Genomic DNA, 23,002 nt, shown 5'->3' with positions numbered 1-23,002 from the left:
AATAGGTTTTTTTCTCATTTGTAAGGTTGTGGAAATGGATAGGTGAAGCGTGTAAATTATTGTTGTTTTTAATCAAAATTTAATGTTAAATTCGTAATAATTCTCTCGGATTATACCGATATAAAAATCAAACCAAATGGCTACAAATCTTAGAAAAGACATCTAATCTCCATATGGTGGAAGTATTTATATTTTGGTGTAATGCCAAAGGGGGAAAATTGTGATTAAGCGGAGTGGCAATCTTTTATTAGCAATAAGTTTAGTATTCTCTATCGTCAGTTCTCTGTTTATGCCTGCAGTAATTTATGCAGTACCCAGCAATAGCAATATCATAGATCAAAGCTCCACATCAGCTGGAAATTTGAGCAGTGTTGCATTTGGTAACAATGTTTTTGTAGCGGTGGGCCAAGGAGGGATATCTACATCATCAAATGGCGTAGATTGGTCTATCTCAAAAAAGGCGGGGAACCCCAAACTAACTTCTATTGTGTTCGCTAATGGGCTGTTCTTAGCTATTGATGGTAGCGAAAAGGCAGTATACAATTCACTCGATGGTGAAAATTGGACAAAAAAAACGTTAGCTATCACACCGGAAAGGTTGAAAGCGGTCAATGAAAAGTTCTTTGTATGGCAGTCAGTATATAAAGCTGGCACCAATCCACCTTCTTATGATGTAACTCTACTACAATCCTCGGATGGCATTAACTGGACAGACACAGGAATCACTTCTACCAATGCAATATTCGGAATGCAAAGCTTAACGGATATTGCTTATGGCAACAACAAATATGTGGTCTCTGCTAACAATGCTGTCTATTATACCTCAACGAATCTGATCAATTGGACAACGGTCACCTTAACCGATCTTGTGATCAACCACTATAACTCTAGTTGGCCTTATGTTACGAATGTAATCTATTTAAATAATCGTTTCTTTAGTTATATCGTGACTCCGTATGCTAAAAAAGTATTCACCTCTACAGACGGTGCTAATTGGACCGTTGATGCCTCATGGGATAACAAGCAATTTTATGGGGGAGGTTCTTTAAATGGGAGCTATTTGTTGTTTGGGCAGGGTGTAATTTATAAATCTTCTGCGGCTCCGCTGGACAGCACCCAGTGGACATCTTCGGATACCCATACAACAATGATGATGAACAATATGGTTTACGGAAATGGAAAATATGTTGCTTCAGGGGGCAACGGCTTACTGGTTTCTTCTGACCTATCGGCGTGGAGTAATGTCAGCGGTAATCTGAAAAGTATTGCTAAGGATGGTAATGGCAATTATGTTGCCGTCTCATCCGGGGAATATGGCTCTATTTACAAATCTAATAGCTCCGCAGTATGGAACGATGTCACACCCTCCAAGCTGCCGGGAATGAATGCGGTCACTTATGGAGCAGGGAAGTTTATTGCGGTTACAGATAAAGAAAACTACAATCTTAACGCCAAAGTGGTGACCTCGACCAACGGTGATACTTGGACTATGACAGATACCGGAGTGCAGGACAATCTGACTGGCGTTGCTTTTGGCACAAATCAGTACGTTGCTGTTTCCGATTATGGCGGAATTTATTCTTCGGTTAACGGAACCTCATGGACAGAGAGATTTAAAAATGGGGATTTTGCATTTAATACAGTAGCTTACTTGAATAATCAATTTGTAGCTCTTGGGATGAAATACAATAGTACTACTTATGAGCAAGAGAGCGTTGTTATCGCAAAATCATCAGATGGAATACAGTGGAATGTGCCCTTAGAGATTGGGTTCCCCAATACTTCTTTAAAGGGAATTGCCTATGATGGTAGAGCTTATATTCTGGTTGGAGAAGATACACTTAGCCAGCAGGCAGTAATTCTAACCACAGAAGATTTGGTAACTTTTACGAAGGTTACAATGTCAGCTAGCGCACTAAATAATATCAGCTTTGGTAATGGAAGTTTTCTGGCTGTTGGATTGAAGGGGGAGTTATTCTCTTCGGCAGACGGATCCACGTGGACTCAGGAAACATCTGATCTTACCTCTAATCTTAATGGCATTATTTACGATGGTACTAACTTTAAGGTCGTGGGGGATTATTTCACTAAAATGACCCTGAACCTAGGACCTACTCTTGCATATAGCATCACCGCCTCAGCGGCGACGTTGACACCTGTCGTAGGTGTGGATAATGGGATTACGCTGACCGTGAAAAATTCGCTGGGCGATACGGATACAACGTTCACCGGAACGAAAGAAGTGACGGTAACGGGTTATGGTGTTGCGCCGGACGGAACGTACGGAAGCTTAGGAAGCACCGCTTTAGCGGCTTCACCGAGCAAGATCAACGTTAATTTCGTTGAGGGTGTAGCACAGGTGAACCTTAAGCTGAATAAAGCGGGAGCACAGGCTGTGGTGTTTAGCCAAGCAGGCGTAACCTCGCCAGCAGCAACAGGGCTGAACATTACACCTGTCGCAGGTAGCACAGCGACAATGAAGCTGACCACGGGTGTAAGTGCCCCGCAGGTCAATGGCGGCAGCTTCGCGCAGCAGCCAGTAATTACTTTGCTGGATCAGTTTGGGAATGTAAACATTGGCGACAACAGTACGGTTGTTACTGTGTCGAAGAAGGACACTGGAAGCTGGACGTTGACGGGGAATACGATGTTGACGGCAGTAGCGGGTGTCATTTCCTTTACGGATCTGGGAGCTACGAATGCAGCTGGAATCACCGGAGCGCAACTGGCATTTGATGCGACAGGACTTCCACAGATCACTAGTGTAGCGTTGAATCTTCCAGAGCCACAGGGAGCTCAAAGCATCACTGCCTCAGCGGCGACGTTAACACCTGTCGTAGGTGTAGATAATGGCATTACGCTGACCGTGAAAAATTCGCTGGGCGATACGGATGCAACGTTCACCGGAACGAAAGAAGTGACGGTAGCGGGTTATGATGTTGCGCCGGATGGAACGTACGGAAGCTTAGGAAGCACCGCTTTGGCAGCTTCACCGAGCAAGATCAACGTTGATTTCGTTGAGGGTGTAGCACAGGTGAACCTGAAGCTGAACAAAGCTGGCGCGCAAGCGGTTGTGTTCAGCCAAGCAGGCGTAGCCGCGCCAGCAGCAACAGCGCTGAACGTTACACCTGTCGCAGGTAGCACGGCGACAATGAAGCTGACCACGGGCGTAAGTGCGCCGCAAGCCAATGGCGGCAGCTTCGCTCAGCAGCCAGTAATTACTTTGCTGGATCAGTTTGGGAATGTAAACCTTGGCGACAACAGTACGGTTGTTACTGTGTCGAAGAAGGACACAGGAAGCTGGACGTTGACGGGGAATACGACGTTGACGGCAGTAGCAGGTGTCATTTCCTTTACGGATCTAGGAGCTACGAATGCCACTGGAATCACCGGAGCCCAACTGGCATTTGATGCGACAGGACTTCCACAGATCACTAGTGTAGCGTTGAATCTTCCAGAGCCACAGGGAGCGCAAAGCATCACTGCCTCAGCGGCGACGTTAACGCCTATCGTAGGTGTAGATAATGGCATTACGCTGACTGTGAAGAACTCGCTGGGCGATACGGATACAACGTTCACCGGAACGAAAGAAGTGACGGTAACGGGTTATGATGTTGCGCCGGACGGAACGTACGGAAGCTTAGGAATCACCGCTTTGGCAGCTTCACCGAGCAAGATCAACGTTGATTTCGTTGAGGGTGTAGCACAGGTGAACCTGAAGCTGAACAAAGCTGGCGCGCAAGCGGTTGTGTTCAGCCAAGCAGGCGTAGCCACGCCAGCAGCAACAGCGCTGAACGTTACACCTGTCGCAGGTAGCACAGCGATAATGAAGCTGACCACGGGCGTAAGTGCCCCGCAAGCCAATGGCGGTAGCTTCGCGCAGCAGCCAGTGATAACGCTGCTGGATCAGTTTGGGAATGTGAATATTGGCGACAACAGTACGGTTGTTACTGTGTCGAAGAAGGACACAGGAAGCTGGACGTTGACGGGGAATACGACGTTGACAGCAGTAGCGGGCCTCATTTCCTTTACGGATCTGGGAGCTACGAATGCAGCTGGAGTTACCGGAGCGCAACTGGCATTTGATGCGACAGGACTTACAGAGATCACTAGTGCAGTTATTGACCTTACCTGGCCTGAACTTGCTGCGCCAAGTATTGAGTCTGTAACAGCAGGAAACGGATATATTCGTATTACTTGGAGTCCCGTATATGGTACCGATAGTTACGCTGTATATCAGTCTACAGCTTCGGGTGTTTATGGAGCTGAGGTAGCTACTATAAGTGGCTCTGAGAACAGTTACGATGCTGTAGGATTAATTAATGGAACTGCTTATTATTTTATTGTTAAAGCTGTTAATCCTGATGGTATCAGTGCGGCTTCCAATGAAGTAACTAGAACGCCTCAGGTTCCAGCGCCGGGCGCGCCAATACTTCATTCACCTGTGGCAAGTAATGGCCTCATCGGCTTAACATGGGATCCGGTGAAGGGTGCGATTGGATACACTATATATCAAGGTATCACTTCTGGAATCTATGAGACCCAAGTGGCTACAGTAAGCGAATCTGTCTACAACTATGATGTGACAGGGTTAACTAATGGCCAATCTTATTATTTCGTAGTTAAGGCATCTAATCCGGGCGGGGAGAGTGCAGCTTCTAACGAAGTCAGCACGAAACCAAGAACATCACCATCTGCACCTACGGACTTAATAGCGGTAGCGGGAGATGGCGAGGTGACTGTGACATTTGCAGTTCCTGATTCGAACGGGGGAACTCCAATTACGAATTATGAGGTAACTGCTTCTCCGGGTAATATCGTAACGGTTGGGGCAACAAGTCCAATAAAGGTAACTGGTCTAGCGAATGGAACCACTTATTCGTTTACAGTTAAAGCGATTAATAGCGCTGGTAGTAGTGTAGCTTCTGAAGTTTCGAACTCCGTGACACCGAAGTCATCAACGGAGGTTGAGGTTACACCTACACCTACACCGCCAACACCAACACCAACGCCAACAGAATCACCGACATCAACACCGACATCACCACCTTCAACAACTGCACCAACTGCAACAGCAGGATCCACTGCTACAGCTACAGCTACACCATCTAGCAGCATGGTTGAGGTATTGGTGAACGGTAAGGTTGAAAATGCCGGAACAGCAACGATATCTGAGCATAACGGGCAGACGGTTACCACGATTGTTGTAGATCAGGCAAAAATAGAGCAACGTATCGAAAAGGAAGACCAGAATGCAATTATAACTATCCCTGTGACTGCGACTTCAGATGTGATTATTGGCGAGCTTAATGGCCAAATCATCAAAGATATGGAGCAGAAGCAGGCGCTGCTAATCATTCGTACTCCAAAAGGTACTTATACAATATCAGCAGCACAGATTGATATCAGTGCAATTTCAAAACAGTTTGGCACAGACATTGCTCTACAAGATGTGAAGGTGCAAATTTCAATTTCTGTTCCGACTGCGGATGCACTGAAAAGAATAGAAATGTTGGCAGCCAATGAAAAGCTAACGTTGGTAGCTCAGCCATTAGATTTCACGGTGAAGGTTACTTACGCTGGGAAAACTGTTGAACTCACTAAGTTTAATACCTATGTGGAAAGAACTATTCCTCTAGCGGATGGTGTAGACCTTAAGAAGATCACGACTGGGCTAGTGCTTGAAGCGGGGGGGACGTTCCGCCATGTACCCACACAGATTGTTGCCATTGATGGCAAACACTTTGCGAAAATACACAGTTTAACGAACAGTACGTATTTTGTAGTTCAAGATCCACAGAACTTCAAGGATGTCGCCACCCACTGGGCTAAGGACATTGTCAATGAGATGGCTTCCCGTAAGGTTATTAATGGAGTCGGCGACGATTTGTTTAACCCTAATCTGGAGATTACACGTGCAGAATTTGCGGCGATTATCGTACGTGGATTGGGATTGAAGTTGGAAAGCGGGACAACATCCTTTGCGGATGTAAAGGTCTCAGATTGGTATAATGATGCGGTGCAGACAGCTTACTCCTATAAGCTAATCAACGGTTTTGAAGATGGAGCGTTCCATCCAACAGACAAGATTACTCGGGAACAGGCGATGAGTATTATTGCTAAAGCTATGGTGATTACCGATCTGAAGACAAAACTTCCGGCCAAAGAAGCAAGCGAGCTGCTGAGCATTTACACGGATGCGAATGAAGCATCAGACTGGGCGAAGAGTGGCATCGCAGACAGCCTGCAAGCAGGAATCATCACGGGCAGAAGCGGAAATGTACTTGCCCCACAAGCCTTCATTACGAGAGCAGAAGTTGCGGCTATCATCCAAAGATTGCTGCAACAATCAGATTTGATTTAATACACGGTTCTGATTCGAGAGGATCCTTCATGCAGGAAGAGCTGCGGAGGGTCCTCTTTATTTTATTAGGTCAGAGACAATCATTTGTTGCTTTTTTATTGACAAGAAGAAAAATCCAGTTAATAATAACATATGAACACATGTTCATATGTTATTATTAACTGGAGCTTTTGAATGTAACTGCGCAGGGCTACGAATACTATCTAGCTGAAGGTAATAGGAGGTTAAGCATGATGAACAAGAAGAACAAACGCAATCATCAGGTCGAGAATGTACACGGGCAACAGTCCAATCACGATCACAGTAACCACGACCACGCTCATGAAGGACACAGTCACTCCCATGGCTCTCACGGGCATCAACATTTTGATCCTAGTGGAAATAAAAAAGGGCTTTTGATTGCGTTGATCATTACGGTTGGAATTATGTTTTTGGAGTTTTTTGGTGGGTTGATTACTAACAGCTTAGCCCTGTTATCGGACAGTGGGCATATGCTAAACGATGCAAGCTCTCTAGCATTAAGCCTAGTAGCGGTCTGGTTTGCAACTAAACCTGCTTCTCCGAACAAAACGTATGGTTTTCATCGATTTGAAATTTTGGCGGCACTCTTAAACGGAGTTACTTTATTTGTAGTTGCTGGATTTATCATTGTAGAAGCTTATGGGCGGTTTTTTGAGCCGCCGACAGTTGCCAGCGGATCTATGATGCTGATCGCAAGTATTGGTCTTTTAGCCAATGTGGCTAGTGCATGGTCGCTTATGAGAAAAGGGGATGTGAAAAATAACATTAATCTCCGTAGTGCTTATCTCCATGTGCTTGGTGATGCTTTAGGTTCAGTAGGGGCAATTATTGCCGGTTTAATCATGATGATTTTTGGCTGGTATGTTGCTGATCCAATCATAAGCGTACTGGTTGCTCTATTGATTCTTAGAGGGGCATGGGGAATTATCAAACATACCGTTCACGTCCTTATGGAAGGCACCCCGATTACAATTAATCCAGCTGAAGTAAAGGAAATCCTCGAAAGCATTGAGGGGGTTAAAAATGTCCATGACCTGCATATATGGACCATAACTTCGGGATTAGATTCACTCAGCTGTCATATCTTAATTGAAGAGGAAGCAGATGACCAACGCATTTTGCAGCAAGCGATTCGGTTAATTGCCGATCATTTCAAAATTCAACATACAACCATTCAGGTTGAAACTTCAGCTATAGTTCATGAAGAATTGAAAATCTAATCAATGATTTATTTTTTGAATAGAATAGGGGGGCTATAGTATAATAAAAATACGAGGAAAGGGGTGATCGGTGCATGGATAATCTGACTCACGAGCATGAATCATGCAGTACGGATGAGCGGAAAAGTCATCACTCAGATAAAACTAAAAAGAATTTGATTAGCCGGCTCAATAGAATTGAAGGTCAAGTTAGAGGGCTAAAAGGGTTAATTGAAAAAGACACCTATTGTGATGATGTGCTGCATCAAATCTCCTCGGTCCAATCTGCATTGAACGGCGTGGGCAAGCTTTTGCTGGAGCATCATATGAAAAGTTGTGTAGTGGAACGTATCCAGGAAGGTGAGAACGAGGTACTGGATGAACTATTAGTTACCATCAATAAATTAATTAGATAATTGATCAATCGGAAGGATTCCCCGGAATCCTTTTTTATTTGCTCAAATTGGGTATATATAGAGTAGGGGACTATCCTAATTAATGAATTGAGAGGAGAATGTGTTATGGCACATCAAAACTACAAAGAGTGTATCGATGAGTGTTTAAAATGTATGATAGCTTGCAATCACTGTTACTCAGCTTGTTTGGATGAGGATCATGTGGGGATGATGAAGGAGTGCATTCGCCTGGATCGTGAATGTGCAGATATATGCGAGTTTGCAGCTCATGCCATGTCGATGAACAGTAAATATGCAAAAGAGATTTGTTTAGCTTGTGCAGAAGCTTGTGAAGCCTGCGGCAACGAATGCCAAAAGCATGATCATGAACATTGCCAGCAATGTGCAGAAGCTTGCTTAGCTTGTGCAAAAGTTTGCCGTGAAATGGCGGCGTAATTTAAAGCTTGAAACTGAAAGGGCTGCTGTGGCAGCCCTTTATTCATGAAGAGGAAGCCAAATCTAAGGGCAACTAGTGAGGTTTTGTAAAATTATTAAGCAATATAGGTAAATATAGTGTTAAAATTTATTGAAATAATACCTTTATAATCAAGAGATATAGATGCCATAGGGGATGGCTGAGAAAAATAAACAGTTATGAGAGGGATGTTAACGACGGTATGATCAATCTTAGTCCAGAACGACTCCAGCAAGTTAGCTATATAGGGATTACTGAGGCTGATTTAGAATTATTAAAAAGCAAGGAGAAAGAATTCAACTTAATCGTTAGCTCATTGGTTGAGGAGTTGTATAAACAGATGACGATGGAGCCAGAGCTGCTCCTCATCATTGAGCAACACAGTACACTGGATCGATTGAAAGAGACACAGCAGTGGTATTTTTTATCCATGGCCGCTGGTGTGATCGATGAAGCATTTATTGAAAGACGTTTGCTTATCGGGAAAATCCATTCTCGTATTGGATTAACAACGAATTGGTATTTGGGGACGTACATATTATATCTGGATTTGGCTACTGCTTATTTTGAACGGATATTACCAAACGAATGGAAGCCTGTTATTCATGCCTTAACCAAGATGTTTAATCTCGATTCACAGCTCGTTCTTGAAGCCTATGAAGTGGATGAAAAAGCAAAAATAGAAAACTTGCTGGAGAAGCAAAATCACCTGCTTACAGGAGTGAGTTCAGCCGTTCAGGAGCTGGTATCTTTGATGGTTCAATTAAAGGATAGCAGTGAATCGATAGAAAGTTTAGCTAGTAAAAATGCTGATTATCAAGAGAAAACGCATCAAACGGTATTATATTTGGACAAAGAGGTGGAGTCTATTCATCAAGTGGGTACGATGATTAGAGAAGTGGCTGATCATACGCATCTTTTAGGCCTAAATGCGGCTATTGAAGCAGCCAGAGCTGGGGAGTTTGGAAGAGGTTTTGAAGTTGTGGCTAATGAAGTTCGTAAGCTAGCCCGTCGCTCAAAGGATTCACTGGTAACCATTGACCAGAAACTCGACAATATCAATGCCACCCTTTCCAAGGTGAAAAAAGAATCGGAACACAACTCCATGTATTCCAAGGATCAGGTCAAAAGCTCTCAAGAGCTGGCTTCCTTCGTGAACTTAATTGAAAAAGTGACTGCTGAGTTAGAGAGCTTGAAATGAAGCTGCCACGGATTGAAACACTCCTTCAGAAAATTCTGAGGAGTGTTTTTTGTTTGAAGAAGTTATTAGCGGTATAGCTTAAACATCAGTTTTGGAGACACCGTTTAAGCTGGGCACATAATCAGCAGCCTTATCGATGTTCACCATCTGAGCGGCTTCATTGAAATTGTTGTTATTCTCCGCATTGTTTTTCTTACTTGGTTGATGTTTTCCTGGAGCTTCTTTGGGATTGGCACTATTTTTGGGCATGACATTCACCTCCATATTCTTCACCTAGTATGAGAAGGTAGTTTGAATTTTATGCCAGCAGTTGACAAGTGTATCATTAAAAGATATAGTTCATTTAATGATATATCTTTTAATGATACATATGAGGAGGTGATTAAGTGTCAAGAACGGACTCATTGGAAATGGGAGAGCTCACAGACACTGCATTTTATATTCTCTTGTCTTTAGTCGAAGCCAAACACGGATATCTGATTATGAAATCAATCGAAACGATGACGAACAATCAATTTTCAATTGGGCCTGCTTCCATGTATACAACCATTAAGAAGCTGCTAGCGGCTGAATTTATTGAGCTGTATAAAGAAGAAGAGGACGACAAACGAAAAACGTATATTGCAACGGAAAAAGGGATTGGATTGCTAAGAAAAGAAGTAGAGCGCCGAAAAGAAATGATTAGACATGCAGAACAAATTCTCAAATAAAAGGTGGGGAATAGGCATGAAGAATACAAAATATGTGACCAGCGGGGGCTTAGCTTTTACTGAAAAAGGAGATATGCAGAAATTGAGTAAGTATGCCAAAGGGGGCTGGCTCCTGGAGAGCTTTGCACCTTTGGGTTATAAGTTAAGAAAGGGAGATCCCCAGAATCTTGAGTACAGTGTAGATTATCACACAAATGTCGATGAGGAGTATTATTTGATTTTTGAAGATGCCGGATGGACTTATGTCTGTTCTGCCGGAAATGGGTTTCATATCTTTCGGGCAGCTGCAGGTACGGCGCCTATCTACTCGGACACAGGGACCCTCATTGACAAATATGAACGTGAAAAGAAAACGATGGGCAAAGTAGCCTTGCCATTGCTTATAGCTTTGATTGCTTTTATCTTCCTAGCGATCTTGGGCGTTAATGGATGGTTACCTGAGATCGTGAGGAATATCAGCCTGGTGTTAGTAGTGGTCACACTTTGTATGTTGGTCTTTCCGGGTCTTCCATACATTGCGTATCGATTCAAATTGAATAAATTACGAGAATAGCGAATGGATTTTTATCTAAAGGATGTTTGCACAGCCATGAATGAAGTTGGTTGTGGAACCATCCTTTTTTTAGTTGAGGAGTGAGAACAAATCTAAGTCTCAGGTATATAGTACTAATGATCTATTAATGGAATTGCTTATATATTAATTCCATATTCTGTATTACAATGATAGCGAATACGAATTAGCTTGCTGTTTTCTTTCAAATTTATTACCACAATTGAAGAGGAGGCAATGAATGATGAAGAAGGATGCAAAGCTTAGGTTGAGTTGGAAAAGCCTTATTGTCGTATGCTTGGTAATTAGTATTCTTCCTGCCGGTTCCGCGTTTGCAGCAGTGAACAAACCTTTTCCGCAACATTCCACCTACACGAGTGGATCTATCAAGCCAAACAATGTAACCCAGACCAGTATGGATAATTCAGTGAAGACCAAATGGGATGCGTGGAAAACGGCCTATCTCAAACCAGCTGGCACTGGCAAATATTACGTTAAGTATAATTCAGATGGAGAAACGGTATCTGAAGCACATGGTTACGGGATGTTGTTCACAGTTTTGATGGCTGGTTATGACAGCAATGCTCAGACTTATTTTGACGGCTTATATAATTATTACAAGGCTCACCCAAGTGCAATTAACCCTTATTTGATGTCCTGGAAGCAAAACAGCAGCTTTCAAAATATTGAAGGCGAGGATTCTGCTACAGATGGAGATATGGATATAGCTTTCTCATTGCTGCTTGCGGACAAGCAGTGGGGAAGTAGCGGTACGATCAATTATTTACAAGCTGCAAAAGATATCATTAATGCGATTATGGACAATGAGATTAACCAGACACAGTGGACGATCCGTCTAGGTGACTGGGCGAATAGCGGCTCGTATAATACGGCAACTAGACCTTCGGATTTCATGCTAAATCATTTAAAAGCATTCCAACAGGCTACAGGAGATACCCGCTGGACGAATGTTATCGATAAAACGTACACGATTATAAATAGCCTTTATACGGGTTATAGCTCTAGCACTGGACTCTTGCCTGATTTCGTAGTTTACTCTGGGGGTGTGTATAAACCTGCTGCGGCGAATTTCCTTGAGGATGCCAATGACGGGAATTACAATTACAATTCTTGTCGTACCCCATGGCGGATCGCAACAGATTATTTAATTACTGGGGACAGCAGGGCGCTTACGCAGCTTAATAAGATGAATAGCTGGATTAAGACTAAAGTAAGCAGTACACCTGGTAGTATAAAAGATGGGTACAAGCTAAACGGAACCGTATTTGGAAGTTACAATAGCGGTGCTTTCTATGCTCCATTTGGGGTCAGTGCGATGACCTCATCAACTTACCAAAGCTGGTTGAATTCTCTCTGGAGCCACACAGCAAGCAGTGCTGCAGAAGATTACTATGAAGACAGCATCAAGCTGTTTTCGATGATCGTTATGTCTGGTAACTGGTGGACCTATTAAGAGAACGTATAGTTAGAAAAAGGCTGTCCCCAAAACGTTCATGCCCAAAACGTTCATGCCCAAAACCATAAAAGTCAAACAGAACAGCGATTCTCCTAATATCGGGGAATCGCTGTTCTGCATTTTTGGTCAACTACTGTTTGCTTCAGTAGATTAGGGGCAAAAGTAAAGCTAACTGATCTCTAATGTTACGGCGGAGCATCCTTTATTTGATAACCAATTGAATCATGGGGCGTACCTAATGATGCTCCAAATGATGCAATAAGTGAAGCACTTATACAGTAATTAGGGAATTTCTCCCTAAAATTCAGAGAATTTTGTTCATCAGACTTATAATTAGGGAAAACCTCCCTGAATTTTGGCCGATTCAGTAACTAATAAAGAAATCCCCCTGATTATTAGGGAGGAATTCCCTGATTTCGTCCTTTTAGAGCGAAAATCGGCTATTTTCAGGGAGTATTTCCCTAATTAGTTTACACTGCACCTCGCATATCGCTCACCATTTCACTATTTTTAGGACAACCTTACTGAAGACTTTGCGGCATACAGATAAGCAGTACCGCAAAAGAATTGTGGTTTTAACGAACGTTGTTTTCGGTGAAACGTCCTGCCTGGTTATATACAATTGGATTAAATAGGAAGATATAGTTCCTTATATCTAAAAAGGGTAGGTGATAATATTGCTCTCAGACAAGAAACAATCTCTTATATTTATTATTATCGTATGGGCAATGGCGTTAGGGATGTTGCTGCTTCCGGAATCGGCGCAAGGTCTGTATGGATTTACTCCTTTTTTCACAGTATGTATCATGATGTTTCTGATTGTGAGAGATGGATACAGTGCTGAGGGATGGAGAAGGTTGGGCTTCAAATTTAGGGGAGGCAAAGAATACATATTGGCTTTAGTTATTCCCTTAGGTTCACTGGGAGCGGGATATGCTGTCTATTGGATGGGATGGAACTCAAGCTTAATTTCTCCAGATTCATGGATCAAGACTGCTATATATTTGCTCGTTTACATTGTTCTTGGTTCATTATCTGCTTTGGGGGAAGAGATCGGTTGGAGGGGTTGGCTGCTCCCGCGTTTTCAATGGATGGGAAGAGTAAGTTCTAGTGTAACAATGGGCTTAATCTGGGCTATATGGCATTATCCGGCGATTCTTGGGCCGCGTGCTTATCATTCCTCTGGAAGCCGCTGGCTCGTGGTGGTGCTCTTTACCTTATCTGTTATGTTTGCGGGCATCATTATAAATGAACTGCGTCTGACCTCCGGTAGTATTTGGCCGGCAGTGCTTTTACACGGAACTAATAATGCTGTAGATAGTGTTTTGCACAATATTACTGTCAGTTCTTCACCTATGTTGGAGTATGTAGCCGGGGAGAGTGGTTGGGTTCCGGTGATTTTATATGGTTGCGCAGCTATATGGATTCTGAATCGAAACCACAGAGTGAAGCAGCAAAAAGCCAAGATAGAGCTATAATTCAATGCGGATATTTAGAGGATAAGGAATATCATGCATAAAAGTATATAATTTCCTGTGTGATTCATATAAAATGGTAGGGGAATACCAAATAAGAATAGAGATATGTATAATTTTGTTCGTTCGGGGGATTTGAAATGACAGTAAAACTCCGCCAGTTATTCATATCAGGGTTACTTTGCATTTTTGTTTTTCTTATTATTCATTTTGTGTGGGTCATTCACTCTAACATCTTGCTTGGCGTTGGTCTGGAGCAGAATGAAGAAGGGCAATATTATATTGCTGAGGCAGACGTTTTTAGCGAAGGGTATAAACAGAATTTAAGGGAAGGGGATATCTTATTACGGGTTAATGGGAAACCGATTGATAAAGTGGATGAAGCTGTGAGATATGGAAGCTTAACTCAGGTTCAATCCGTTGACCTTCTTCGTAACTCCAAAGGGGGGACTTCACTTGCTTTGCATTATGATATTGAGAATAAATCCTCCATCTATCATACGTTTACCCAGCTTGTAGTCCCTGGAGCGACATTTGTTTTTCTGGCAGTGTTAAGCCTTCTATTATACCGCAGGAGAAGCGGAGATCGCTCAGTAGAGCTGCTGATTTTATTCTTTTTATTAGTCGGAATAACTTACTTTGCGGGATATGCCTCAAGTAGATCTGATCTTATTGGTAGAATCGCGATGGGTTGCGTGTTGCCTTTAATTCCACTGGTTTTTATTCACTTTCTCCGAGTATATCTGAAACGATTTGATGTATTAGTTCTATCTACTACTGTAATCAAAATATACTATGGCCTGGTCATTTTACTAAGCCTATTTTCCACCTCCAGTCTAATGGCTTACTCCTGGGATAGATCTTTGTATTCCTTTATAAGGTTAATTATTATTGGGTTCTTTATTTTTGGGATTTTTTACAGCATATTTAAGCTGCTATATTTATACCTTGCTTATCGAAGCACAGCGCTTAAATCGATGTTTAAAATTATGCTTACCGGACAAATCCTTGCATTTACACCGTTTGTTCTCTTCTCAGCTGCACCCATTGCTGTTGGGGTCAACCTGATTCCTTACGAAATTACTACGATCTTTTTGTTTTTGATGCCAGTTACTTATTTTTATCTGCTGACGGCTAGGCAACTATTTGATATTGATTTCGCTTTTAATCGGTTTAAATATTATTTATTAATTGCTTTTTTTCCCGCGCTAATGATTGTAGCCGTACTTGCGATCATTCAGAGCAGGCAAGAGTATGATTGGATCAAATGGATTCAGATGTTTTTGGTTGTATATTTATCTATTACAATCTTTTTATTCTTTAAGGAGAAAATAGATTATTATTTCCGGCCTAAACTGTTCCGTGAGCTTTATCATTATCAAGGTAGTCTGGAGCGATTCTCGAAGCAAATCTCCAAGGTTATGAAGCGGGCTGATTTGGAGGCTGCAATTCACAAGGAAATCAATGAGATTTTACCGGTTAGTCGGTCTGCTTTTTTTGAGAGAGATGAGGATATGAGTAACCTCGAACAAATAGTCGACAATTCGGGCCAAGAGATCAACATAGAATTTGTATCGAAATCTCCAGTTTTTAAGGTAGGAGAAGTAGTTCAACTCAAACAGGGGATCTTACTCGTAATCGGACGTCACCAAAAAAAATTTCATCTCCTCTGGATTGATCATAAGAAGAACCATACAAAGCTTAATTCGGATGAGCTTAACTGGTTAAATACCCTCGCAAATTATGCGAGTATTGTCTATGAGAATTTATATCTTATTGAAGGCTTGATTGAAGACCTTGAAGCAGAGATGAAAAAAGAGCTACATGCAGCACCATGGGTTCTACGCCTGATCTTTAACTTATCAGAGAAAGAACGCAGAAAGCTGGCGGCGGATTTACATGATTCTGCTCTTCAGGATCAGCTTATTTGGCTTCGCAGGCTGGAAACACTGATCTCCGATCATGATATTGAGGCAGATATTTTGACAGAGCTGCTTCAGATTAAAGAGGGACTTCTGGATGTGATATATCAGATTAGGGAGACCTGCAATGAACTGCGTCCGCCGCTGCTAAGAGAGACCGGAATTGTGAAGGCACTGGAACTATTGTTTGAGTATGCCCAGCTGCAGTCCAACTACATTATCACTTTTACATCCAGTCCGATTGGTGAGCTAAGTGATGACCTGGTGATTGCGTTGTATCGAATAGTACAGGAGCTCCTGCGGAATGCCGGGAAACATGCCAAGGCGAATCAGATTGAAATTGAGCTGGACCAGCAAGAGCGTCTCTATTTCCGATATAAGGATGATGGGATTGGCATGAATATAGTTGATATCAGGGAATCTTTTCAGCATATGGGCCTGTCCGGCATCAAAGAACGTGTTGCGAGCTTAGAGGGGCAATGCACTTTTAACTCGGAGAAAGGGAAGGGACTGGAGGTTATTATTTATTTACCGACAATGGCTTTTGTAGAAGAAAAGCACAGAGGAGGCGATGACGATGATACGTATCTTGTTGGTTGATGATCATCCTTCTGTCGGAGAAGGAACTAAAACTATGATTGAGCAGGACGCGGATATGGAGGTTACTTTTGTTTTGTCAGCGATGGAAGCTTTGGATAGGCTGGAGCAACAAGAATTTGATGTGATCTTATGCGACCTCAACATGCCTACGATCAGCGGACTTGAATTCGCCAAAAGAGCCGTTCAACGTGATCCTGAATCTAAAGTGGTGATTTATACCGGATATGAGATCAGTGCTCATTATAATCTTTTGATGGAGTCAGGGGTCACAGGATTTATCTCTAAAACAGCTTCCCGGGAACAGTTGTTAAATACCATTCGTTGTGCACTAAGGAATGAGGCGGTCATTCCGGTGTCTTTACTTAAACAGCTACGAAGAAATGATATCAAGATTTCTAATCACCGGGATAATCGGCTGCTTGAAGAAGTGTCCATTAATCAAAGAGAACAGGAAATACTCCAAGAAGTAGCTAGTGGAAAAAGCAATAAAGACATAGCCAGCAAGCTTTTAATGTCACAAAGGACTGTAGAGTATAACCTGACGAGAATCTTTGAGAAGCTTAGTGTACATTCCAGATCCGAGGCTATTGTTGAGGGTAAACGACTAGGTCTTGTTAGGATGGAGACTTTCTAAGTTGAAGCCCATACAACCCAATACATAGTTTTGTTAGTTTTATTCATGGTGTTAAGCACCTCACTTTTGCATCTTGATCGTCATTACCTGTAATTCATAATTCTGAACCATTCAGGTATTTAGAGTATTATTCTGAAGAAATCAAGGAGGAACATCCATATGATTGACATGAACCAAATATTTTTGATTACAGATATCCCAGGTTACTCCCCGCAAATCAGCCGACTTTTATCCATGATGAACTATGCAAGATATACAACATTAGAAGCCGTTAAGGGTCTAACTGTGGAACAACTGGATTATTTATTGGATGCTCAGAGTAACTCTATTGGAGCGTTATTATTGCACTACGCTGCTGTAGAATATGCATATCAAGTGGCAACGTTTGAGCAAAGAGATTTGTCTGAAGAAGAGCTAACGAGATGGGGGCCAGCATTAAATTTAGGAGACGAAGGACGAGCCAATATTAAGGGGAATGACCTGAGCTATTATTTAGATCGCCTAAATGAAGTTAGACAAAAGACTTATGAATTATTCGCAACCGTCGATGATAATTGGTTATATACTGAAGAGGAATTCTGGCATAACAAACCTGCGAACTACTATTTTATGTGGTTTCACGTTTTTGAGGATGAAATCAATCATAGAGGCCAGATTAGGCTGATCCGAAAAAGAGCACTAGCTTAAGAAAGGAGGCGCGCGCGAATGGAGTACATAGAGAAAAATATAAAGCCTTTATTTAAGAAATATCCGCTGCTCTCGAAATTTATATTAACAGTGGTGATTATAGACATCGTTTATTACGCCGGAAAACAAGTTGGAGGATTAGCTTATTACCTCATGCACTAATTTCTTTTGAAAATAAGCCGAATAGAAAAGGCGAGTTCCACTCATTTTGAGTGTGAATTCGCCTTTTTATATTGCTTAACCTAAATATCTGCTGTAGCTCTGACTCTTCCATGTGGCTATCCAGTTCATTATCAGTTCACACAAATTTGTTAGGATATGAAACATCAAAAGAGATATAGAGCATGACCAGGAGAGGAAGAGAAACAAATGAAAATATTAGAAGTTAAACATGTAAAGAAATCATATACTTTGTACGGTAAAGAAAAGGTGCCAGTACTCCATGATGTGAATCTAAGCTTTGAGACAGGTGAATTCGTCTCTATTCTAGGTGAGTCTGGCTGCGGAAAGTCCACACTGATGAACATCATTGGGGGAATGGACTCCGATTATGAGGGCGAGGTCCTTGTCCGCGGAAAGAATTTAAGCACGATGAGCGAAAAGGAAATGGATGATTATCGTAAGAACAATATTGGTTTCGTTTTTCAAAATTTCAATCTGATCCCGCATCTGTCAGTTTTGGAGAATGTTACAGTGGCGATGCAGATGACGGATACCAGTGAGAAGGACCGTAATAAACGTGCTATAGATATTTTGACTGAGGTAGGCTTGAAAGAGCACCTGAAAAAACGTCCCAATCAGCTGTCCGGTGGACAGAAGCAAAGAGTGTCCATCGCCCGCGCGCTAGCGAATAATCCTGATATTATTTTGGCAGATGAACCTACAGGGGCCTTGGACAAGGATACCGGCGATCAAATTTTAGCCTTATTGGACAGTATAGCCAAAAGAGGGATATTGGTCATTACCGTGACCCACTCACAGAAAGTAGCCGACTCTGGTACCCGTATCGTAAAGGTGGAAGAAGGACGGATTAAAGATGATATTCAGTTAAAGGACCGCTCTTTGATTAGTTACGATGGAGGAGAGGGGTCATCCCGGAATCTCAGTTTATTTGCATCTTTTAAAATGGCTCTGCAGAACATGAAACTCAACGCCAAACGTAATGTATTGGTAGCTTTGGGTGGGTCTATTGGTATTTTAAGCGTACTGTTGATGCTTTCCTTAGGGAATGGAATTACGAACTATATGAATGACGAAATTAATTCAAGTATGGATCCTTTACTCGTGGATATAACTAAACCCAGTGAAGAAGCTAAAGGCATGCAAGGTCCAGAGGCAATGATGTTGCCCGGCGAAACGTTTACGGCTGCCGATATTGAAACCATCCGAAATATTCCAAATGTTGATTATGTAGAAACCATCACTTCCATTTCGGGCAAATCTACTATGGTTTATGCAGATCAGACGGTTAGTCTTACACAATTAACAACCTTAACGGATGCTTTTGCTAAAGAGACGATTACCGCAGGGGCTTTTCCAGAGGGCAAAGAGATATTATTACCCGTGAAAACGGCAAGTAAATTAAGTGGAAATGACAGTCCAGAGTCTTTAGTAGGGAAATCGATTTATCTATATATTAATGAAATGGATGCTAAGCATAAACCGATCACATTGGAACAAGAAGTCACTATCTCTGGTATTTATGAAAGCACTGATCCAAGAGCGCAAATGCAACCCACGGGTTATCTTCCAGCGCAGACTTTGGAGCAAATGTATGTTGACAAGGGGATTACAATAGGTCCAATTCAAGTTAATGCTTTTGCAACCGATATGAAATATGTGAATGATATTAATGCAGCCGCTGTTGATGCTGGATTCTCAGGTTCTCAATCGGCAAAAATCATGGAGCGAATCACAACTTATGTGAATATGGCTACTATAGTTCTCTCTGGTATTGCCGGGATTTCACTTCTCGTATCAGGGATCATGATATTGGTTGTGCTATATATCAGTGTAGTGGAACGGACTAAGGAAATTGGGATTCTTCGGGCAATTGGCGCAAGGAAAAAAGATATCAAACGTATATTCTTTTCTGAATCAGCTTTATTAGGTGTATTCAGCGGTATCTTTGCGGTACTCTTTGCCATTGTCATTAGTTATGTGTTAAATATTCTCTTGGACAATGCTTTTGGAGTGAAACTTATTAATCTATCCGGTTATTATGTGTTATTTGGGATCGTTGTGAGTACCCTGATTAGTATTATCGCCGGTTTGATGCCATCCTCTAAGGCTGCCAAACTGGATCCAATGGAATCTCTACGATATGAATAAATAGGTTAGCGGAGAGGAAAATTGAGAGATGAACACGATTCTAGTGGCGGATGATGATTCTCATATCCGTAGATTAATACGATTATATCTTGAAAAAAACCAATTTTCCGTAGTGGAAGCAGCAGACGGTCAAGAGGCATTAGACATTCTAGCGCATACAAAGATCGATTTGGTGATTGTAGATGTGATGATGCCAAATGTAGATGGTATTGAATTGACCGAAGATATCCGGTCTTATATCGATATTCCAATTCTGATGGTTACAGCTAGAGGAGAATCTAAGGACAAAGTCAGAGGATTTAATGCCGGATCAGATGATTATTTAGTCAAACCGTTTGATCCCATTGAATTGGTCCTGAGGGTAAAATCACTATTAAAAAGATATCATTTAACCTCCTCGAGTGTGATTCAACTAGGCGCAGTGATGATTGATCTGGGGAATTTGAACGTTGTTACGGCTCAGAGAACGGTGGAGTTGAAGAAAAAGGAATGTGAGTTGTTATTTGCTCTGGCGGGTTCGCCAGGGCAAATATTCACGCGTTCTCAGCTCATAGAAAATATTTGGGGTGTCGATTATGAAGGCGACGAGCGTACGGTAGATGTGCATATCAAACGTCTGAGAGAAAGACTTGAATCGATTCCCGAGCTAATTATTTCTACGGTAAGAGGACTTGGATACCGTCTGGAGTTGGCCTAAATGTTGAAAAAAAGCCTGCGTCTGCGTATTGTCATTACGTTCATTGGGATTGTGATCGTCAGCTTAATGATCTCTTTTTTGCTAAATGTACGGTTTTCCGAAAATAATGTGACCCCAAACCATATCTTCATTAGAGTAGCTGGAGACGTAGCCAAAGTGCTTACCCTAATCGATGATCCGGAAAAAGCACAGGCATTTACTAAACTGCTCAATAAATATGGGGTCGATATTGCGAAAGTGAGAGTGAATGAGTGGAGTGATGCTGTTTTTTCAGTGGATAAGGAGAAGGTTGCCGCTCTATTTAAGCCAGATTCCACAGACGCAGTGATGCTTAATGATAAGTCTGGTGTTGCTATTGTTGGCATTCCCATCGTAGATAAGGAGAAAGCTGCGCTCATCATTAAAATTGATTTTTCGTCGAGCTTGATCACATTCAGACGCAACGTGTTTTTTACACTTCTAACGGTTTTAGTCATTGGAAGTTTACTGATTCTCTTGATGTCCGGATTCATTGTTAAGCCTATCAAACGTCTGACGGAAGCAGCTAAAAAAATGGCATCAGGCGATTTATCTGTGCGCTTGACGCATAAAAATCAAGATGAGTTTGGGGAACTGATGGAAAGCTTTAATCATATGGCTAGTGAGCTGCAAAAGATAGACTCTGTTCGTGATGATTTTGTCAGCAATGTCTCCCATGAAATGCAGTCTCCACTTACGTCCATTAGAGGGTTTACTAGAGCGCTGCAAGATGGTGTCGTTCCAGTAGAAGAGCAAAAAGAACATCTGGATATTATTTATCAGGAAACGCTGCGCTTATCCCGCCTAAGTGACAATCTGCTTAGATTAGCCTCGCTTGATTCAGAACATCATCCGGTTAATCTCACCACTTTTCAGCTGGATGAACAGTTAAGAAGAGCGATCGTTCTGGCGGAGCCACAATGGGCACAGAAAAACATTCAGATAGAATTGGATTTATTACCCTGCCAAATTACGGTGGATAAAGATTTGTTTGATCAAGTCTGGCAAAACCTAATCAATAATGCTATAAAATATACAAGCCAAGAGGGTATCATTCATGTCGAAATCGAGCGTTCTATAGCGTTTGTGAAGGTTTCTATTAAAGATTCTGGTCAAGGCATACCAGAGGCAGCATTGCCCCGCATTTTTGATCGTTTTTATATGGTGGATAAAGCGCGGAGCAGCGTTCATAAAGGGAATGGACTTGGATTATCTATTGTATTAAAAATTCTAAAAATGCATGATTGTAAAATAGAAGTGGAGAGCAAGGTTGGGGAAGGAACCCAGTTTATCGTCTGGATCCCTGTCTCTCAACCCTATGAATAGTTAACGGGCTGAAGCTTAAGGCAAACGCAGACCCTTTCATTTGTGAACCAAGCAATAGAAGACTCTCAAAAAGTTCCCAGAACTCGGTTCGCGCAAGCCATAGTTGCAGTAGGAACTGAACATTTGATCGGCATGATTGAATTAAATATTAGAAGCCATACGGACAGAAGCGGCGAAATCGGCTATATTGTCCATCCTGATGCCTGGGGACAGGGAGTCGCTACAGCAGCGGCCAGACGAATGTTGAAAGTTGGTTTTGAAGAACTGCAACTACATCGAATATATGCGACCTGTGACCCTAGAAATAGCGGATCATCCAAGGTGCTCACCAAGATAGGTATGACTTATGAGGGAAGATTAAGGGATGCTTTGCTTATTAAAGATGGATGGCGGGATTCTTTGATGTTCAGTATGTTGGAGCATGAGTGGACGGTAGCCCGCTAAAAATTAACTCTTGCTTCCGACTGGTAGATTCACTAGAATATAAGTATTAGCTTATATACTTTCGAGAGGAGAAGAGAAGGAAATGCAGACACTAATGGAAATTGCTGAAGACTTGAAGCTGTTCGGAGATAAGACCCGATTGGCAATGCTTTCTCTTCTGAAAGAGCGGGAATGGTGCGTGTGTGAATTCGTTGATATCTTTGACATTTCCCAGCCGGCGATTAGCCAGCATTTACGGAAATTGAAAAGTAGAGGAATCGTTAGGGAAAGCAAGCGGGGACAGTGGGTACATTATTCGTTAAATGTCGAGGATAAACCACATCTTAAAGCTGTTCTTCAACAGATGCCTAGTTCCAAATCAATATTGGCTGAACTGAATAAAGAGGCTAAAGAGCCATGCTGCGACTAAATTTAGGTAAGGTTTTTTTTGATCTATATATAATCATATAGTTATATAATGATGTTGGATTGAAGTC

The 23,002-nt window shown here is 42.1% G+C and carries 18 protein-coding genes; 17 read left to right on the top strand and 1 reads right to left on the bottom strand.

Annotated features, from left to right (window positions below; genetic code table 11):
* Positions 1–220: 220 nt before the first annotated feature.
* The 5 genes from MHB56_RS11060 to MHB56_RS11040 all read left to right on the top strand — a co-directional run bounded on the left by MHB56_RS11060 (position 221) and on the right by MHB56_RS11040 (position 9,655).
* Entirely contained in the window at positions 221–6,364 is a 6,144-nt protein-coding gene (locus MHB56_RS11060) for an S-layer homology domain-containing protein (RefSeq protein ID WP_341143573.1), read from the top strand.
* A 233-nt stretch (positions 6,365–6,597) separates the two neighbouring features.
* Positions 6,598–7,605 carry a cation diffusion facilitator family transporter gene (locus MHB56_RS11055; protein ID WP_076280278.1) on the top strand — a complete coding sequence of 336 codons (1,008 nt, stop codon included), beginning with the start codon at positions 6,598–6,600 and terminating at the stop codon, positions 7,603–7,605.
* A 74-nt stretch (positions 7,606–7,679) separates the two neighbouring features.
* Positions 7,680–8,000, top strand: coding sequence for a metal-sensitive transcriptional regulator (locus MHB56_RS11050; RefSeq protein WP_076128794.1), 321 nt, complete (start codon positions 7,680–7,682; stop codon positions 7,998–8,000).
* Between the two features lie 105 nt (positions 8,001–8,105).
* The gene (locus MHB56_RS11045) at positions 8,106–8,435 is read left to right on the top strand and encodes a four-helix bundle copper-binding protein (protein ID WP_076193614.1); all 330 of its coding nucleotides are present in this window, start codon (positions 8,106–8,108) and stop codon (positions 8,433–8,435) included.
* Positions 8,436–8,656: 221 nt separating this feature from the next.
* A complete protein-coding gene (locus MHB56_RS11040; protein WP_076310324.1) occupies positions 8,657–9,655 on the top strand; it encodes a globin-coupled sensor protein in 999 nt (332 codons plus the stop codon).
* Positions 9,656–9,733: 78 nt separating this feature from the next.
* On the opposite strand, the gene MHB56_RS11035 is transcribed toward MHB56_RS11040, so the two are convergent.
* Positions 9,734–9,904, bottom strand: a complete 171-nt coding sequence (locus MHB56_RS11035) for a hypothetical protein (RefSeq protein ID WP_155288200.1) — start codon at positions 9,902–9,904, stop codon at positions 9,734–9,736.
* Positions 9,905–10,041: 137 nt separating this feature from the next.
* On the opposite strand from MHB56_RS11035, the gene MHB56_RS11030 reads away from it, so the two are divergent.
* From MHB56_RS11030 to MHB56_RS10975, 12 genes are all read left to right on the top strand, one after another.
* Positions 10,042–10,365, top strand: a complete 324-nt coding sequence (locus tag MHB56_RS11030; protein WP_036681391.1) for a PadR family transcriptional regulator — start codon at positions 10,042–10,044, stop codon at positions 10,363–10,365.
* 16 nt (positions 10,366–10,381) lie between these two features.
* Positions 10,382–10,918: a DUF2812 domain-containing protein gene (locus tag MHB56_RS11025; RefSeq protein WP_076185471.1), complete on the top strand. Its 537-nt coding sequence runs from the start codon at positions 10,382–10,384 to the stop codon at positions 10,916–10,918.
* 238 nt (positions 10,919–11,156) lie between these two features.
* Positions 11,157–12,389: a glycosyl hydrolase family 8 gene (locus tag MHB56_RS11020; protein ID WP_256717231.1), complete on the top strand. Its 1,233-nt coding sequence runs from the start codon at positions 11,157–11,159 to the stop codon at positions 12,387–12,389.
* A gap of 680 nt (positions 12,390–13,069) precedes the next feature.
* Positions 13,070–13,870, top strand: a complete 801-nt coding sequence (locus MHB56_RS11015; RefSeq protein WP_341143572.1) for a CPBP family intramembrane glutamic endopeptidase — start codon at positions 13,070–13,072, stop codon at positions 13,868–13,870.
* Between the two features lie 137 nt (positions 13,871–14,007).
* Positions 14,008–16,389, top strand: a complete 2,382-nt coding sequence (locus MHB56_RS11010; protein WP_341143571.1) for an ATP-binding protein — start codon at positions 14,008–14,010, stop codon at positions 16,387–16,389.
* On the top strand, positions 16,367–17,023 hold the full coding sequence (locus MHB56_RS11005; protein ID WP_038573390.1) for a response regulator transcription factor: 657 nt from the start codon (positions 16,367–16,369) through the stop codon (positions 17,021–17,023). The genes MHB56_RS11010 and MHB56_RS11005 overlap by 23 nt, the downstream gene beginning before the upstream one ends.
* A 168-nt stretch (positions 17,024–17,191) precedes the next feature.
* The gene (locus MHB56_RS11000; RefSeq protein ID WP_076128815.1) at positions 17,192–17,710 is read left to right on the top strand and encodes a DinB family protein; all 519 of its coding nucleotides are present in this window, start codon (positions 17,192–17,194) and stop codon (positions 17,708–17,710) included.
* Between the two features lie 369 nt (positions 17,711–18,079).
* Positions 18,080–20,041 carry an ABC transporter ATP-binding protein/permease gene (locus MHB56_RS10995; RefSeq protein ID WP_076280268.1) on the top strand — a complete coding sequence of 654 codons (1,962 nt, stop codon included), beginning with the start codon at positions 18,080–18,082 and terminating at the stop codon, positions 20,039–20,041.
* Positions 20,042–20,069: 28 nt separating this feature from the next.
* The gene (locus MHB56_RS10990; RefSeq protein WP_076128780.1) at positions 20,070–20,738 is read left to right on the top strand and encodes a response regulator transcription factor; all 669 of its coding nucleotides are present in this window, start codon (positions 20,070–20,072) and stop codon (positions 20,736–20,738) included.
* Entirely contained in the window at positions 20,739–22,082 is a 1,344-nt protein-coding gene (locus tag MHB56_RS10985; RefSeq protein ID WP_076277125.1) for a sensor histidine kinase, read from the top strand.
* Between the two features lie 42 nt (positions 22,083–22,124).
* Positions 22,125–22,526: a GNAT family N-acetyltransferase gene (locus tag MHB56_RS10980; RefSeq protein WP_341143570.1), complete on the top strand. Its 402-nt coding sequence runs from the start codon at positions 22,125–22,127 to the stop codon at positions 22,524–22,526.
* Positions 22,527–22,608: 82 nt separating this feature from the next.
* Entirely contained in the window at positions 22,609–22,935 is a 327-nt protein-coding gene (locus MHB56_RS10975) for an ArsR/SmtB family transcription factor (RefSeq protein ID WP_076185465.1), read from the top strand.
* Positions 22,936–23,002 lie beyond the last annotated feature (67 nt).

Origin of the sequence: Paenibacillus sp. FSL H8-0315 (assembly GCF_038005365.1) — a bacterium.
In the GTDB taxonomy this organism is placed as follows: Bacteria; Bacillota; Bacilli; order Paenibacillales; family Paenibacillaceae; genus Paenibacillus_AQ; species Paenibacillus_AQ odorifer.
This window is presented reverse-complemented; position numbering and strand designations above follow the sequence as displayed.